Here is a 15,117-nt window from a genome sequence, read left to right on the forward strand (position 1 = left end):
CCCTTCGTCATCCTGCCGGCAGCGTGGACGCTGCTCGCGCTGGCATTTGTTCACTCGGGCGTGCCGTCCGTCTCGGAACCGAGGGCATCCATGACCTCGCGCGGCGAGCGGCGACGGCGCGGACGCTTGACAGCGCCATCGGCCGGAACGACCTCGGGAGCCTCCTGCGGCGCCGCCTCGGCAACGACGGGCGCCGGCTCGGCCACCGCGACCGGAACGCGCACCGGCGTCGTCAGGAAGGACGGTAGCGCAGCGGCGACATCGCCGGGCTGGTCGGCGTCGAAATCGGACTCGCGATCACGGCGCGGGCGGCGCTCAGGGCGTGGTCCGCGGTCCGGACGATCGAAGCGACGCTCGCCCTGGACAGGCTGCGGCGCGGTTTCGGGCTGCTCGCCGGGAACCGGGATGTCCGAACGCGGCGCATCGGGGCGCGGCGTGTATCCGCCGGGCGCATTCTGCCCGCCCTCGGGACGATCGAAGCGGCGCTCGCCACGATCCTGCCGCTCGGGACGATCTTGCCGCTCGGGGCGATCGAAGCGGCGATTCCCGCGATCGGCGTTGTTCCGGTCGTTGTTCGGGCGATCATTGGCGCGCGGCTGACGGTCGAAGCGCTGGCCCTCGCCGGCCTCACCCTCGGGGCGCTGCCCGGCATTGGGGTTGTAGCCGTTGCCGTTCATGCTGCCGGCAGGAGCGTTGCGGATATCGGGCTGCTGGCCGCCGGGCTGGAAACCCTGGCCCTCGTCGCCCTCCTCCTCCTCGCCATCGTCGGCATCCTCGTTGAAGGCGCGATTCGGCGGGAAGCTGTGGCCGAACTGCTGGGCCATCTGCTCCTGCGCTGCGAGCAAAATCCGATAATAATGCTCAGCATGCTGGAAGTAATTCTCGGCAGCAACGGGGTCACCCGAGGACTGAGCATCACGGGCCAACTGCAGATATTTCTCTGCAACATGCTGAGCGGTACCGCGGACTTTTACATCCGGCCCGTTGGACTCATAGCTTCGCTGCAGCGGATTAGGCGCTTTGCGGTTGCCGCTGTTGTTATTGTTATTACTATTGTTGTTGTTACGGCCGCGCATGCGCCGGTTCTGACCTGGTCTCATTCGCGTGTATCTCGCGCTCTGTGCTCAAGGCAACCGTGGGGTCATCATGCGCGTTCCGGTGCACAGCGGGTTGCGGCGCTGTGCCGGGTAAAGAGTGACCTGAAGTGGCGTTACGCCGTTCCTGGTCTTCACGCGCTCTTTCCAAAAAGGGACCTTCCGTCCCATGAGCCGATGGGCGCCTCGACGCCTTCGGTATCCAATCTGGCTTGTCAGTCCCGTCGATCCCCGGACATGTCCGGAGGCTACGACTGGCCACCAAAGGGGATTACCCAAGGCTCGGCGCTGACGACACCAGCTTCGGCTAGAAAAGTGCATAGCGGTTTTCGTACGGCTCTCCAAGCAAAATCGCACGAACAGCCGCGCTATTTCAACGCAGAGTAAAGATCAGTGCGCGCGGATGCCCGCCGAGATCGCGCTGCGAATCCCGCCAGGCGAAGCCGCCCCCGCGCATGAGCGAGATCACATCGGCCTCCTGGCCGGCGCCGATCTCCAGCACGACCAGCCCACCGGGCGCCAACACCTGCGCCAAGGCGCCGGCGAAGACGCGATAGGGCTGGAGCCCGTCATCTCCACCGTCGAGCGCGAGCCGCGGATCATGCTCGCGGACGGAGACGTCGAGCGTCGCAATCTCGTCGCTGCGGATATAAGGAGGGTTCGACAGGATGAGGTCGAAGCGCCGGTTCAGCCCCTCGGTCCAGGAGCCCTGCTGGAACAAGGCGCGATCCGAGACGCCGTTCAAGACGGCATTCGACCGGGCTGTCTCGCAGGCCTCGGGCGAGAGATCGATGCCCAGCCCGGTCGCCGCAGGACATTCGCTCAGGACCGCGATCAGCAGGCACCCCGTCCCGGTTCCCAGGTCGAGAACGGATAGCGGCTCCTGCCTGCGCCCGGCCAGACAGGCCAATGCCGCCTCGACCAGCGTTTCGCTGTCGGGGCGCGGCTCCAATGTCGCTGCCGAGAGCCGGAAGGGCAGACCCCAGAATTCCCGTTCGCCCAGGATACGCCAGACCGGTTCGTCGGCGAGACGGCGTGCCGCGAAAGCGTCGAGCCGGGCTTCCGTCTCGGTATCGAGCCTCGCGAACGGGTCGGGATCGCGCTCGCCGAGGGCGCCTTCCAGCATGATTCGCGCGTCGAGGGCGGCGCTTTCGCTGCCACCCTCCAGCAAACGCGCCGCAAGCGCGCGGCGTGCATCGGCAACAGTCGGAGCGGCCGAGGCCGCGCCGACCGGCCTGATCAACGACCCTGCATCTGCTCGTTGATGCAGAATTTCATCTTGGTGCGGAGCGCCGATTTGCTCTCGCGCGAACCGGCCATCTGCTGCTGGCAGACCCGACGCGCCTGCGCCTGCGTCATCGCGCCCTGCAACTTCGCCGGCTCGCCCGAGGTGACGCGGCGCATCGTCCGCTCCTGGGCCTGCGAGGTGCCGCTGAGCGCCACCGTCATCAGTCCGGCCATGGCGATGCTTGAGAACAGCTTGATCATCGGAGGGTCCCCCCTGTTGCGGTATCGATGCAGGATCAACGCGGGAGGGTCGAAGAGGTTTCATCGGCTCTTTCCGCGTGCGTCAGCCGGCACTCTGGTCAGCGAGCAGCCTGGCCTGGTGCTCCGCGGTCAGGGCGTCGATGATATCGTCCAGCACCAGCCCCTGCATCATCTCGTCCAGCTTGTAGAGCGTCAGGTTGATGCGGTGGTCGGTCACGCGGCCTTGCGGAAAATTATAGGTGCGGATGCGCTCGGAGCGGTCGCCGGAGCCGACCTGCGAACGCCTGTCGGCCGAGCGCTCGGCATCGATCCGGCCGCGCTCGATGTCATAGAGCTTGGCGCGCAGCAGATCATATGCGCGGGCCTTGTTCTTGTGCTGCGAGCGCTCGTCCTGCACCACGACGGCGATCCCCGTCGGCAGATGGGTCAGCCGCACAGCCGATTCGGTCTTGTTGACGTGCTGTCCACCGGCACCGCCGGCCCGCATGGTGTCGATCCGGATCTCGCTGTCGTTGAGGACGATGTCGACATCTCCGGCGAGCGGCAACATGGCAACCGTCGCCGCCGAGGTGTGGATGCGTCCGCTCGTCTCGGTGTCGGGCACGCGCTGGACGCGATGCACGCCGGATTCGTATTTCAGCTTCGCATAGACGCCCTTGCCCGAGATCTCGGCGATGACCTCCTTGAAGCCGCCGACCGTGCCCTCGCTCTCGGAGAGCATCTCGACGCTCCAGCCCTTCTGGGCGGCATAGCGCTGGTACATCCGCAGCAGGTCGCCGGCGAAGAGCGAGGCCTCGTCGCCGCCGGTGCCGGCCCTGATCTCGAGGATGACGCCGCGCTCGTCGGCGGCATCCTTCGGCAGGAGCGCGATCAGAATCTCGCGGGCCCTGGCATCGATCTCGGCGCGGGCCGCGTCGCGTTCCTCATAGGCCAGTTCGCGGAACTCGGCATCGGTGGCGGGATCCTCGATCAGCGCCTCGGCCTCGGCGAGGCTCGTCTGCGCCTGCCGCCAGGTCGCGATCGCGGCGACGACCGGATCGAGCTCGGAGAGCTCCTTGGCGAGTTCGACCGTGCGCGTCGCCTCGGTCGCGGTGTTGATCTCGGCCATCGCCGCGGCGTGGCGAGCGACGATGGCGTCGAGACGATCCTGCGGAAGCTGAAGGGACATCGGGGAAAACTCGAAAACAGAAAAAAGGGGCGGTTCGGGCGACGGCGCGAGCTTCGCTAGACCGGAACCTTGAATTCGGCGGCAAAGGCCGCAAGCTGCGGGCGCAGGCTGGTCGCGCCCTCTCCGGCCGCCAGCATCCAGTCGAGCCGCTCGGCGAGCTTGCCGGCATCGAGCGCGCGCAGCATCGCCTTCACCGGGCCGATCGAGGCCGCCGACATCGAGAAAGCGCGGTAGCCGAGGCCGATCAGCGCCATCGTCTCGAGCGGCTTGCCGCCCATCTCGCCGCAGACCGTGACAGGGCAGTTCGCCTCCGCCGCCGCCTCGACGATGCTGCGCAGTGCCCGTAGCGCGCCGACGCCGAGGGGGTCGAAACGCTCGGCGACGCGCTTGTTCTCGCGATCGGCCGCAAACAGGAACTGCATCAGGTCATTGGTGCCGATCGAGAGGAAGTCCGCCTCGCGCACGATCTCCGGCAATTCGAAGAGCAGCGAGGGCACCTCGACCATCACGCCGAGCTGGAGGCTGAGCGGCGGCACCTGACCCTGCTTTTCGAGCATCGCCCGTTCCCGGCGGACGATGGTGCGGGCGCGCTGGAACTCGTCCACCGTCGCGATCATCGGCAGCATGATCTTCAGGTCGCGGCCGGAGCCCGCGCGCAGCAGCGCCCGGACCTGCGCGCGCAGCAACCGCGGCTTGTCCAGCCCGATGCGGATGGCGCGCCAGCCCAGCGCCGGATTCTCCTCCTCGATGCGCTCCATATAGGGCAGCACCTTGTCACCGCCGATATCGAGCGTCCGGAAGGTCACGGGCCGGCCCTGCGCCTCGTCGAGCACCGCGGCATAAAGCGCCTGCTGCTCGCTGGTGGTCGGCATGTGCTCGGCCACCATGAATTGCAGCTCGGTCCGGAACAGGCCGATGCCGGCGGCCGCCGTGGCCTCCAGATTCGGCATGTCGACGAGGAGGCCGGCATTGATCTGGAGCACGATCGGGACGCGGTCCTTCGTGACAGAGGGCTGGCTCTTGAGCTTGCGGTACTGCTCCTGCTTGCGGGCCCGCAGCCGCGCCTTGTCCTTGTAGGCGTTCTCGACATCGGGCTGCGGGCGGATCTGCACCGCACCGGCCTGGCCATCGACGATGACGGCATCGCCCGACTGGATCAGCGCCGTCGCGTTGACGATCTCGCCGACGGCCGGAATGCCGAGCGCGCGCGCGACGATGGCGATGTGGCTGGTCGGCCCGCCCTCCTCCAGCACCAGACCGCGCAGATGGGCGCGATCATAGTCCAGCAGCGCGGCGGGACCCATCGAGCGGGCGATCAGGATGGCGTTCTCGGGCAGCTCCTCGCGGGCGACGCCGTTGGCCTTGCCGACCAATGTACGCAGCAGCCGGTTCGCGAGATCATCGAGATCGTGCAGGCGCTCGCGCAGATAAGGGTCGGTCTGGCGCAGCATCTTGGCGCGCGTATCGGACTGGACGCGCTCGACTGCCGCCTCAGCGGTCAGGCCGGTCAGCACGACCTCGCGCATGCGGCGCAGCCAGCCCTGATCATGGGCGAACATGCGGAAGGTTTCGAGCACGTCGCGATGCTCGCCGGTATGGGCGACGTCGCCGCGCTCGATCAGTTCGTCGATCGAGGTCCGCATCTCGGCGATGGCGGCTTCGAGGCGATTGACCTCGCCCGCCGGATTCTCGGCGATGAGATTGGTGATGGCGACGCGCGGTTCGTGCAGGACAGCGTGGCCGAGGCCGACGCCATCGGCCAGCGCCACGCCGATGCCGTGGATCGGCCGATCGAGCCCGATCGCAGCGCCCGGCGCGGCGAGCGATTTCAGGCCGCCGGCCGCGATCATCTCCGCCATGATCATGGCGGTGGTCTGGAGGCTCTCGACCTCCTCTTCCGTATAGTGGCGGGTCGCCCGGTTCTGGATGACGAGGACGCCCATCACCGCACCGCCGCGCAGGATCGGCACGCCAAGCCAGGAACGATAGATCTCCTCGCCCGTCTCCGGACGATAGGAGAAGGCCGGGTGGTTTTGCGCGTCGGACAGCACGACCGGCTCGGCCTCGCGCGCGATCAGGCCGACGAGGCCCTCGCCGGCGCGCATGGTGGTGAGATGCACGGCCTCGCGGTTGAGGCCTTCGGTCGCGTAGAGTTCGAGAGAGCCGTCCTCGCGCAGGACGTAGACCGAGCAGACCTCGGCGACGAGATTGCCCGCGATCAGGACGACAAGCCGATCCAGCCGCTCCTGCGGGCTGATCGACGCCGCCATGACCTCACGGAGGCGGCGCAGCAGAACGCCCGATCCTCCGTGAGCGCCTCGCATCGATCAAAATTCCTCCGCCTGCCGTTTCAACCCTCGCGGCCGATGTCCATCGCAGACCAGACACTTGTCACGGCCGAGTCGCAAGCGCTCTCGGCATTCCCGGCCTTCTAGCGAGCGAATGCCATCCTCGGCAAGGCCCACAACCACAAAGGGAAAGGAAAGCGCCCGGTTGTCGGGACTTCGGAGAATAGTCTTCCGGAGACGGGGGCTGCGTCAGGACTGCGCCGGCGTGGCGGCCGACGGAGCGGCACGCGTCCCAGGCGCCCGGGTGGCGGAAGCCGAGGCTGCGGCGCCCTTGGCAGCCGGCGCCTTCGAAGGCCGGGGTTTGGGCGCCGCCGTCCTCGCAGTCTTGTCCTTGCGGGCGGGTGCGGCCGGCTTCGGCTTTGCCGCGATTGGCGGCATGATGTCGGGCTGCGCGATGTCGGTTCCCGACAGCGCGGCGAGATAGCGCCGTGTCCACCAGCCGATATCGGTCGCGTCGATCGTCGCATAGAGGCGCTCGAAGCGGCGGATGCGCTCGGATTTCGGCATCGCCAGGGCCGTGCGGATCGCTTCCGCGACCTCATGGGTGTCGAAGGGATTGACGATCAACGCCTCGCCCATCTGCTGTGCCGCGCCGGCGAAGCGCGATAGCACGAGCACGCCGGGGTCGGCCGGATCCTGGGCAGCGACATATTCCTTCGCAACGAGGTTCATGCCGTCGCGCATCGGTGTGACCAGCCCGACCTGGGCCCGGCGATAGAAGCCGGCCAGGGCGTTGCGGGAATAGGCCTTCTTGACCACGCGGATCGGCGTCCAGTCGAATTCCCCGAGCGCGGCATTGAGGCGCCCTGCGACCTCGTCCGATTGCCGGTCGAGTTCGGCGTATTCGGGCACGTCCGAGCGCGAGGGCGGCGCGATCTGGAGCATGCCGACGCGGCCGCGCTGGTCGGGGTGACTGCGCAGGAACTGGCCGAAAGCCTCGAGACGCTGGACGATGCCCTTGGAATAGTCGAGCCGGTCGACGCCGATGACGAGCTTGCGCTCGCCGAGCGACTGGCGCGTCGTCTTGAGCGGGGTCGTGGCCGAGCGCACGGACGCCGCCGCAAGCTTGCGGAAGGCATCGACATCAATGCCGATCGGGAAGGCCTGCACGACGGTCTCGCGGCGCCCGACCCGGACCCGCCGCCCGTCGCTCCTGGCCCCACACATGGAAACGAGGCCGCCGATCAGGTTGTTGACGTCGATCGAGGTCTGCATGCCGACGAGATCATATGCGGCAATCGTGCTGGCCAGCGTCGCGGCGAAGGGCAAGGCGCCGAAGACCTCGGCCGGCGGCCAGGGAATATGATGGAAATAGCCGATGCGGTTGGTGACGCCGCGGCGGCGTAATTCGGCGGCCAGCGGGATCAGATGGTAGTCGTGGATCCAGATGACGTCGTCGGGCTGCAGCATCGCCATCAGCGCCTTGGCGAAGCGCCGGTTGACCGCGAGATAGCCGGCATAGTCGGCCCGCGAGAATTCGGTCAACCCAAGCCGATAATGCATCAGCGGCCAGAGTGCGCGGTTCGAGAAGCCCAGATAATAGGATTGGCGCTCCGCTTCCGTCAGGTCGGTGACCGCGTAGGAGACCCGGCCGCGCTGGACGACCGACGGCGGCGCCGACGCCTCGCTGACGCCGCCGCTCCAGCCGAACCAGAGCCCGCCATGCTGTTCGAGTGCCTCGCGCAACGCCACCGCCAGTCCGCCGGCCGCTGCCTTCTCGTGGCGTTCGGGGATCGTGACTCGGTTGGAGACGATGACAAGACGCATGGCGGGACGGTTCTCCTGATGAAGTCGATATGCAGTCGATGCCAAATCGGGCAGGTGTCCAAAATTCGACGCCGGGACAGGAACAGAACGGCGCTGGGAGCGTAATGTTTCCATGGACGCGCGCCGATCTTCGGCGACGCGATGTCGGCCTTGCGTTAAAAACGAGGCGCTGGCGGCAAGCTGAAGGCAGAATGTGGCGAGTTCGAGAACAGACCTCGCAGTGCCGGCCGGCGGCGGCGCCGAAGAAGAGGATTGGCATGACCCCGGCGCCGCGTTTCCGCCGGCTTTGTTGGCCAGACAGGCTCAGATGATGACGTTGATCGACCCCGCCACCGCAAGCGATATCCGTGACCTGGCTGGAGGCGCGGTGCCTGCGCCAGAGCACGACATCGCCCTGTTCCTCGACTTCGACGGGACGCTGGTGGAGATCGCCCCGTCCCCAGACGAGGTCAGGCTCGACAGGCGGGTTCCGATGGCCCTCGATGCCCTGCGGCAGACGCTCGGCGGCGCGCTCGCCCTGGTCTCGGGCCGGCCGGTTTCCTTCCTCGACGCGGCGCTCGAGCCCTACCGCTTCGACGCGGCCGCCCTGCATGGCGCCCAGATCCGGCTCGATGGCGAAATCCGCGCACAGGCCGAGGTGCCCGATACGATGCGCAGCGCCTTGCGCGATCTCGTGCGGTTCGCCAACAGCCATGTCGGGATCATCGTCGAGGACAAGCGCATCTCGGTCGCGCTGCACTGGCGGCTCGCGCCGCAATTGCAGGACGAGGCGCTCGCGCTGATGCGCGCTGTCGCCGCCCGGATGGGACCGGCGATCCGGTTGCAGGAGGGCAAGTCCGTCGCGGAACTCGTCCCCGCCCATGCCAGCAAGGGCTCGGCCATCACCCAGTTGATGCAGTTGGCGCCCTATGCCGGGCGCCTGCCGGTGTTCATCGGCGACGACATCACCGACGAGCACGGCTTCGAAGCCGTGAACACGCTCGGCGGGCTCTCGATCCGGATCGGCGATGGCGAGACCCTGGCGAAACTGCGCATCGATTCGCCGACGGCGCTGCGCCGTATTCTGCTCGATGCCGCCGAGCGCGGCAGCCTGACCACCTCCAGTTTCTCACAAGGATAACGATGACAGTTTCGACGACGACGGCCGCGGGGCTGCATTCCGCCTCGCTCGACCTCGGCGTGATCGGCAACTGCTCGATTGCGGCGCTCATCGACCGGCGCGCGCGCATCGTCTGGGGCTGCTTCCCGCGCTTCGACCGCGATCCCGTCTTCTGCGCGCTGATCGACAATCAGGCCGAGGATGGCGATGCCATGCCCCGCAAGGGCGTGTTCGCGATCGAACTCGTCGGCATGACGCTGTGCGAGCAGAGCTATCTCGACAACACCGCTATCCTGTCCTCGGTGCTCTCCGACGACCAGGGCAACGCCATCGAGATCCTCGACTTCGCGCCGCGCTTCGTGCGCTATGAGCGCTTCTTCCGCCCGCCCCAGCTCGTGCGTCGCGTCCGCAGAATCTCGGGCCGGCCGCGCATCCGCGTCGTCGTCAAGCCCTGCCTCGGGCTCGGCGAGGAGCCCGACGAGATCACGCGCGGGTCGAACCATGTCCGCTTCGTCGGCGCCGACCAGACCATCCGGCTGACGACCGATGCGCCGATCTCCTATGTGGTCGATAGCGTGCCCTTCGCGGTCGACCGTCCGTTCTCCTTCTTCATCGGCTCCGACGAGGCGTTGCGCGCCGAGATCGAGGAAACCTCGCGCGAGTTCCTCGACAAGACCACGGATTACTGGCGCGACTGGGTGCGCTCACTGTCGCTTCCCTTCGAGTACCAGCGCGAGGTCATCCGCGCCGCGATCACGCTGAAGCTGTGCGCCTTCGAGGAGACCGGCGCGATCGTCGCCGCGCTCACAACCTCGATTCCGGAGGCGCCGGGCACGCAGCGCAACTGGGACTACCGCTTCTGCTGGCTGCGCGACGCCTATTTTGTCGTCCACGCCCTCAACCGGCTCGGCACGACGCGGACGATGGAGGATTACCTCGGCTTCATCACCAACATCGTCGACACCTTTTCCGAAAGCGGTGCGGAGCATCTGCCGCCGCTCTACCCGATCACGCGGGGCGGTGCGCTCGACGAATTCGAATCGGCCAATCTGTCGGGCTATCGCGGCCATCAGCCCGTTCGCTTCGGAAACGGGGCCGCGACGCAGATCCAGAACGACGGCTATGGCGCGGTCGTGCTGGCGGCGACGCATTCCTTCTTCGACCAGCGGCTGATCCAGCCTGGCAAGGAGGCGCTATTCGGACAGCTCGAACGCATGGGCGAGCTCGCCATCGCCTATTTCGACAAGCCCGATGCCGGCCCCTGGGAGCTCCGTGAAAAGGAGGCGGTCCATTCCTTTTCCAGCGTGATGTGCTGGGCGGCCTGCGACCGGCTCGCGCGCATCGCCGGAACGCTCGGGCGCGGCGAGCGCAAGGACTATTGGAAAAGCGAGTCCAAGCGGCTCAAGGCCGTCATCCTCGAACGCATCTGGAACGAGGAGAAGGGTCATCTGGTCTCGACCTTCGGCGGCACCGAGCTCGACGCGACGCTGCTGCTGGTCGCGGAACTCGGCTTCCTGAAGGCGGACGATCCGCGCTTCATCGCCACCGTCGAGGCGATCGGCCGCGACCTGACCCGCGGCGACCTGCTGCTGCGCTATGCGACGCAGGACGATTTCGGCTTCATGCACACCGGCTTCCTGATCTGCGCGTTCTGGTATGTCGATGCGCTGCATGCGATCGGCCGGCGCGACGAGGCCAAGGCGCTGTTCGGGCGCATCCTGCAGCGGCGCAACAGCTTCGGCCTGCTCTCCGAGGATGCCGATCTGCATACCGGCGAGCTCTGGGGCAATTTCCCGCAGACCTATTCCCATGTCGGAATGATCAATTCGGCGATGCGCATCAGCCGGAACTGGGAAGAGGCGTTCTGACGCCTTTCTTCTGACCGGCGCTCCGGCCCGTCATGCTCGGGCTTGTCCCGAGCACCCACGTCTTGAACACAACGCTCGATCAGCGAAGACATGGATGGTCGCCACAAGGACGACCATGACGTGCAGGGCTTGCCCGAACGCCGTCACTCCATCAGCTTCGCCGCGCGCATCACGGACAGCGCCAGCGTCTGTGAGGCAGGCACGATACTCTCGACCTCCAGGAACTCGTCGGGCGTATGAGCCATGCCGCCGATCGGGCCGACGCTGCAGAGCGTCGGAGTGCCCTGCGCGGCGGTGAAGCCCGAATCGGCGCAACCGCCGGTGAACTCCGCGATGGTCGCGATGCCGAAGCCGGCCGCCGCCTCGCGATAGGTCTCGAACAGCTTCTGCGATTCGGCCGTGCCCTCCAGCGGCAGGAACTCGCCCTTGATCGACAGCTTCGCGCTGGTGTCGGCCACGACCGGAGTCTCGACGATGGCGCGGATCGCGGCGACGAGTTCGCTGCGCTGCGCAGCGGTGACATAGCGCAGGTCGATCTCGCACCAGGCGCTGGGCGCGACGGTGTTGACGGTCTGGCCGCCGCCGATCAGCCCGACATTGACGGTGACACCCTTCGCCAGATCGGTGAGGCCCTGGAGCTTCGGGATCTTGTGCCCGAGATCGACGATGGCGGAGGCGCCCTTCTCGTAATTCGCACCCGAATGGGCCGGCTTGCCAGTGAATTCGGCACGCATGAAGACGCCGCCCTTGCGGCCGCTGGTCACCGACTGGCGCTGGTCACGGGCGAATTCGGTGCCGGCCGGCAGGCGGCTGGGCTCGGCGTTGAAGACACAGCGCGCTTCCCGCGCGGCGGCCTCGATGACCGGGCGCGAGGATGGCGAGCCGATCTCCTCGTCGCTGGTCGTCAGCATCGTCAGCGGCGACGACAGCCCGCCGCATTCGGCGAAGGCAGCGGCGACGAAGGCCTCGATGACGAGGCCGGCCTTCATGTCGGCGACGCCCGGCCCGTAGGCGCGGCCGGCCTTGACCGTGAAGGGACGGCGCGTCGGCTCGCCCTGGGGGAACACCGTGTCGCGATGGCCGAGCAGCAGGACCGGGCGCTGGTCGTTGGCAGTCGGGTTCGGCAGCCGTGCCTTGACCGCATCGCCATAGCGGGTGTCGGGGATGATCTCGACCTCGAGCCCGTTCGCCTGATGGAAGCGGGCGATGACCTGCCCGGCCCGGTCGACGCCGGCCTTGTCGTAGGATCCTGAATCGGTGTCCACCATCTCGCGCAGCAGCGCGACCATCGCCTCCTTGCGACCGGCGAGCCAGGCGGTGACCTTGGCTTCCTCAGGCGTCAAATCGCTCATCGCTCGTTCTCATGGTTCCGGACGGGACTGGTGCGAGCTTAGACAAGGACGCGCGCCCCCGGTAGCGCAGCGGCGCGCGCGGACCTGCGCAAAAAGTGCGGAGCACGCCATCCCGGCGCCGCCATCCTGTTTCGGCGCGGCCATCCTATTTCGGCGCGGCCATCTTGCGGATCAGGGCGTCGCGGGCCGTGCGGGCAGCCGCACGGAGCGCCTCGTCGTCCGGCCGGCGGGCCGGCTGCTCGATCGCCTTGGCATAGTAACCCAGCGCCAGTTGGTCGGAGGCAATGCCGGCATAGAGGTCGCCCAGGCGCTTGTTCGCCTGCAAGGCCGCATCCGGTTTGGTCGCGGCTTCCTCGAAAGTGCCGATCGCGCCCGGCGCATCGCCGGCGCGCGCCTTCAGCTCGGCCAAAGCGAGCAGGATGCGGGCATCGCCGCCGCGCACGACGCGCGCCGCCTCGGCATCTGCGAGTGCCGCCTTGAGATCTCCCTGCCCCATCCGCGCCTCGACACGGACCAGCAGCGCGTCGGTGTCGGCGGGAACCGCGGCCAGCCGCGCGGTCGCGTCCTGCACCGCCTCGCCGAACTTGCCGAGGCCGAGCCTCGCTTTGGCGCGCAGCAGCAGCAGATCCGGCTCGGGCGTTGGAGCGCCGAGCGCCGCGCCGGCGAAGCGCTCGGCAGCGGCGTTGTCACCCGTCGCCAGATTGATGCGCGCGGCCAGGGCCTGCCAACGCGGCTCGTTGGGCTCGATGCGGAGCGCCATGGCGATATCGGTCAGCGCGGCTGGATTGTCGGCTCTCAGCCCGAGACGGGCCCGCTCGGCATAGGGCCTGGCGAGATCGGGCGCGCGCCGGATCGTCTCGCCGAAATCGGCCCGGGCCGCGTTCGTCTGGTTTAGTTGCAGGCGCGCGAGCCCGCGATGCAGGAAGAGTTCCGCCATATGTCCCGGCGTCATGCCGCTCGTGGCCGCCCTGACCGGGCTTGCCCCCGCCGCATCGATCACGGCGCTGATGTCGGACACCGCATCGAGCGCGCTGCCAAGCCGGGCGGAGGCGATGCCCCGGACGGCAAGGGCCCCGAGGTTCAACCGATTCCCGGCGACCGCAGCCGCGGCGACCTCGCGCGCTTCAGCGATATCGCCGCGTGCGAGCAAGGCGCGCGCGTGCAGCGCCTCGCGCGCAAACGACCCACCGGGATCATCCCGCTTCCAGGCCTCGATCTCGGCCAGCGCCTCGTCGATCGTGCCGCTCTCGATGAGGGCCAGCACGAAATCGTCTCTCTGCAAGAAAACACGCCGCTTATCGGTGATGATGCGGCGCATTTCCCTCAGATCGGCCAACGCATCGGCAGGTCTGCCCGCCATCAACAGGGCCGAGCCCCGCATTTCGAGGGCATAGGGCTCGGAAGCGTTGATCGCGACGAGCTCCGTCAGGTCAACGATCGCCGCCTCGTAGTCGGCTTTCCCGTGCGAGGCGATCGCACGCACCATCAGCGCATCGCTTCGCTCGTCCGACCCGGAGGCCGCGCGACGCACCGCACTGTCGGCATCGGCCCAGGCCCGGTCATAGGGCTTCAGATCGTCGTCATATCGGTATGACGCCAGGTGGTCGCGCGCCCGGGCAATCGTCGCGACCAGATAATCTGGCGCAGCCGCCACGGCGAGATCGAGATCGCCGAGACGCTCGCCATAGGGCCGCGCCTGCGAACGCAGGATCAGCATGTCCGCTTTGGCCTGTGGCGTGGTCGCGAGTGCGACCAGCCTGTCGCAGCTCTGCATCCGGAGCGGATCGTCGGGCTTGCCGCAGCGCGTCTTCAGCTCGGCTTCGTCGAGGTCGGTGACGAGGATCGGCTTGGGCTTGTCGAGCTCCGCGACCCTCGCCGCATGGCGAGCGCGCGAGGCCTCGTCATACGCCATCTTCGCATCGGTGCGGGCCGCCGATTTCGCGAGCACCGAGCGGGCGGCGGCCTCGTTGCCCGAGGCGAGCAGGATGTCGGCCATGACCTCATGGGCATCGAACAGGGCCGGATCGAGCCCGATCGCCGTATCGACATCCGCCGTCGCACCGGCGATATCCTTCATCGCGAACCTGACGGCGGCGCGCGTCGCATAGGCACGGCCATATTTCGGCGCCGCCTGCACGACGGCGTCCGCATCGGCGAGCGCTTCAGCAAACGCGCGGCGCGCGCGCCTCGCCCGGGCGCGAATCTCGGTCAGATCATACTGCGCCGGGAAGGTCTTCAGGCCCTCGGTCGCCTCCGTTTCCGCCGACGCGAAGGTGCCGAGATAATAGAGGCTGCGGGCCCTGGTGATGAAGGCCTCGCTGCCGCGAAAGCCCACGGCGCGGGCCTTGTCGATCTGCGTGACGGCCTCGCTGTAACGCCCGGTGGAGTAGTGCAGCAGCCCCAGCATGTATTCGCTGCGCGGGTGGCCCTTTTGCCAGAAAAGCCCCTTGCGCAAGTCCTCGCCCGCGCCGGCAAAGTCATACTGCATCAGCTTGAGATAGCCGCGATTGGCGTGGTTGTCGGCGTCGAAGGGGTCTTTTTCGAGGGCGATCGTGAAGTCCGCCATCGCGCCCTGCCGGTTGCCGAGGCCGAAGCGGATTTGAGCCCGGTCGCGGTAGAGCGCGCCGAAATTCGGCACCAGCCGGATCGCCTCGCTATAGTCCTTCTCGGCTTCGGGCAGGCGCTCGAGAGCCCAGTAGGCCTGGGCGCGGCTCAGCAGCGCTGAAGCCTTCAGCTTCTGGTCGCCCCGCCCTTTCAGGACGGTCGTGCAGGCCGCAATGGCCCTTTCGGTCTTCTCGGCCTTGCAGAGCGCGACCGTCTCCGCCTTCTGGGCCAGGGAGGGGGCCGGGCCCCAGGCTGTGGCGAGCGACAGGCTCAGCCCGGCCAGCCATCCGATCCGCGAGAACGAGCAGGCCATCTGCCATCTCCCTCAT

General features: G+C 67.6%; 10 protein-coding genes. 2 read left to right on the forward strand and 8 right to left on the reverse strand.

Annotated features, from left to right (window positions below; all coding sequences use genetic code 11):
- Positions 1 to 50 precede the first annotated feature (50 nt).
- The 6 genes from C8D03_RS03310 to C8D03_RS03330 all read right to left on the reverse strand — a co-directional run bounded on the left by C8D03_RS03310 (position 51) and on the right by C8D03_RS03330 (position 7,865).
- Complete coding sequence (locus C8D03_RS03310) at positions 51 to 1,100, reverse strand: DUF4167 domain-containing protein (protein ID WP_108044995.1); 1,050 nt, start codon at positions 1,098 to 1,100, stop codon at positions 51 to 53.
- 367 nt (positions 1,101 to 1,467) lie between these two features.
- Positions 1,468 to 2,337 (reverse strand): peptide chain release factor N(5)-glutamine methyltransferase, encoded by an 870-nt coding sequence (gene prmC, locus C8D03_RS03315; RefSeq protein WP_248308331.1) that lies wholly within the window; start codon positions 2,335 to 2,337, stop codon positions 1,468 to 1,470.
- Positions 2,334 to 2,582: a hypothetical protein gene (locus tag C8D03_RS26720; protein ID WP_248308332.1), complete on the reverse strand. Its 249-nt coding sequence runs from the start codon at positions 2,580 to 2,582 to the stop codon at positions 2,334 to 2,336. The genes prmC and C8D03_RS26720 overlap by 4 nt, the downstream gene beginning before the upstream one ends.
- Positions 2,583 to 2,664: 82 nt before the next feature.
- The gene (prfA, locus tag C8D03_RS03320; RefSeq protein ID WP_108044997.1) at positions 2,665 to 3,750 is read right to left on the reverse strand and encodes a peptide chain release factor 1; all 1,086 of its coding nucleotides are present in this window, start codon (positions 3,748 to 3,750) and stop codon (positions 2,665 to 2,667) included.
- A 56-nt stretch (positions 3,751 to 3,806) separates the two neighbouring features.
- Positions 3,807 to 6,074 carry a phosphoenolpyruvate--protein phosphotransferase gene (gene ptsP / locus C8D03_RS03325; protein ID WP_108044998.1) on the reverse strand — a complete coding sequence of 756 codons (2,268 nt, stop codon included), beginning with the start codon at positions 6,072 to 6,074 and terminating at the stop codon, positions 3,807 to 3,809.
- Between the two features lie 213 nt (positions 6,075 to 6,287).
- Complete coding sequence (locus C8D03_RS03330) at positions 6,288 to 7,865, reverse strand: alpha,alpha-trehalose-phosphate synthase (UDP-forming) (RefSeq protein WP_108044999.1); 1,578 nt, start codon at positions 7,863 to 7,865, stop codon at positions 6,288 to 6,290.
- Between the two features lie 310 nt (positions 7,866 to 8,175).
- Between C8D03_RS03330 and otsB the strand changes: the two genes are divergently transcribed.
- Positions 8,176 to 8,985 carry a trehalose-phosphatase gene (gene otsB / locus C8D03_RS03335; protein ID WP_108051151.1) on the forward strand — a complete coding sequence of 270 codons (810 nt, stop codon included), beginning with the start codon at positions 8,176 to 8,178 and terminating at the stop codon, positions 8,983 to 8,985.
- 2 nt (positions 8,986 to 8,987) lie between these two features.
- Positions 8,988 to 10,832, forward strand: coding sequence for a glycoside hydrolase family 15 protein (locus tag C8D03_RS03340; protein WP_108045000.1), 1,845 nt, complete (start codon positions 8,988 to 8,990; stop codon positions 10,830 to 10,832).
- A 143-nt stretch (positions 10,833 to 10,975) separates the two neighbouring features.
- Here C8D03_RS03340 and C8D03_RS03345 read toward each other — a convergent pair whose 3' ends face one another.
- Both C8D03_RS03345 and C8D03_RS03350 read right to left on the reverse strand, forming a co-directional pair.
- On the reverse strand, positions 10,976 to 12,184 hold the full coding sequence (locus C8D03_RS03345; protein WP_108045001.1) for a M20 family metallopeptidase: 1,209 nt from the start codon (positions 12,182 to 12,184) through the stop codon (positions 10,976 to 10,978).
- A gap of 145 nt (positions 12,185 to 12,329) precedes the next feature.
- Positions 12,330 to 15,101 (reverse strand): tetratricopeptide repeat protein, encoded by a 2,772-nt coding sequence (locus C8D03_RS03350; protein WP_108045002.1) that lies wholly within the window; start codon positions 15,099 to 15,101, stop codon positions 12,330 to 12,332.
- Between the last annotated feature and the right edge of the window lie 16 nt (positions 15,102 to 15,117).

It is taken from the genome of Bosea sp. 124, assembly GCF_003046175.1.
Taxonomy (GTDB): Bacteria; Pseudomonadota; Alphaproteobacteria; order Rhizobiales; family Beijerinckiaceae; genus Allobosea.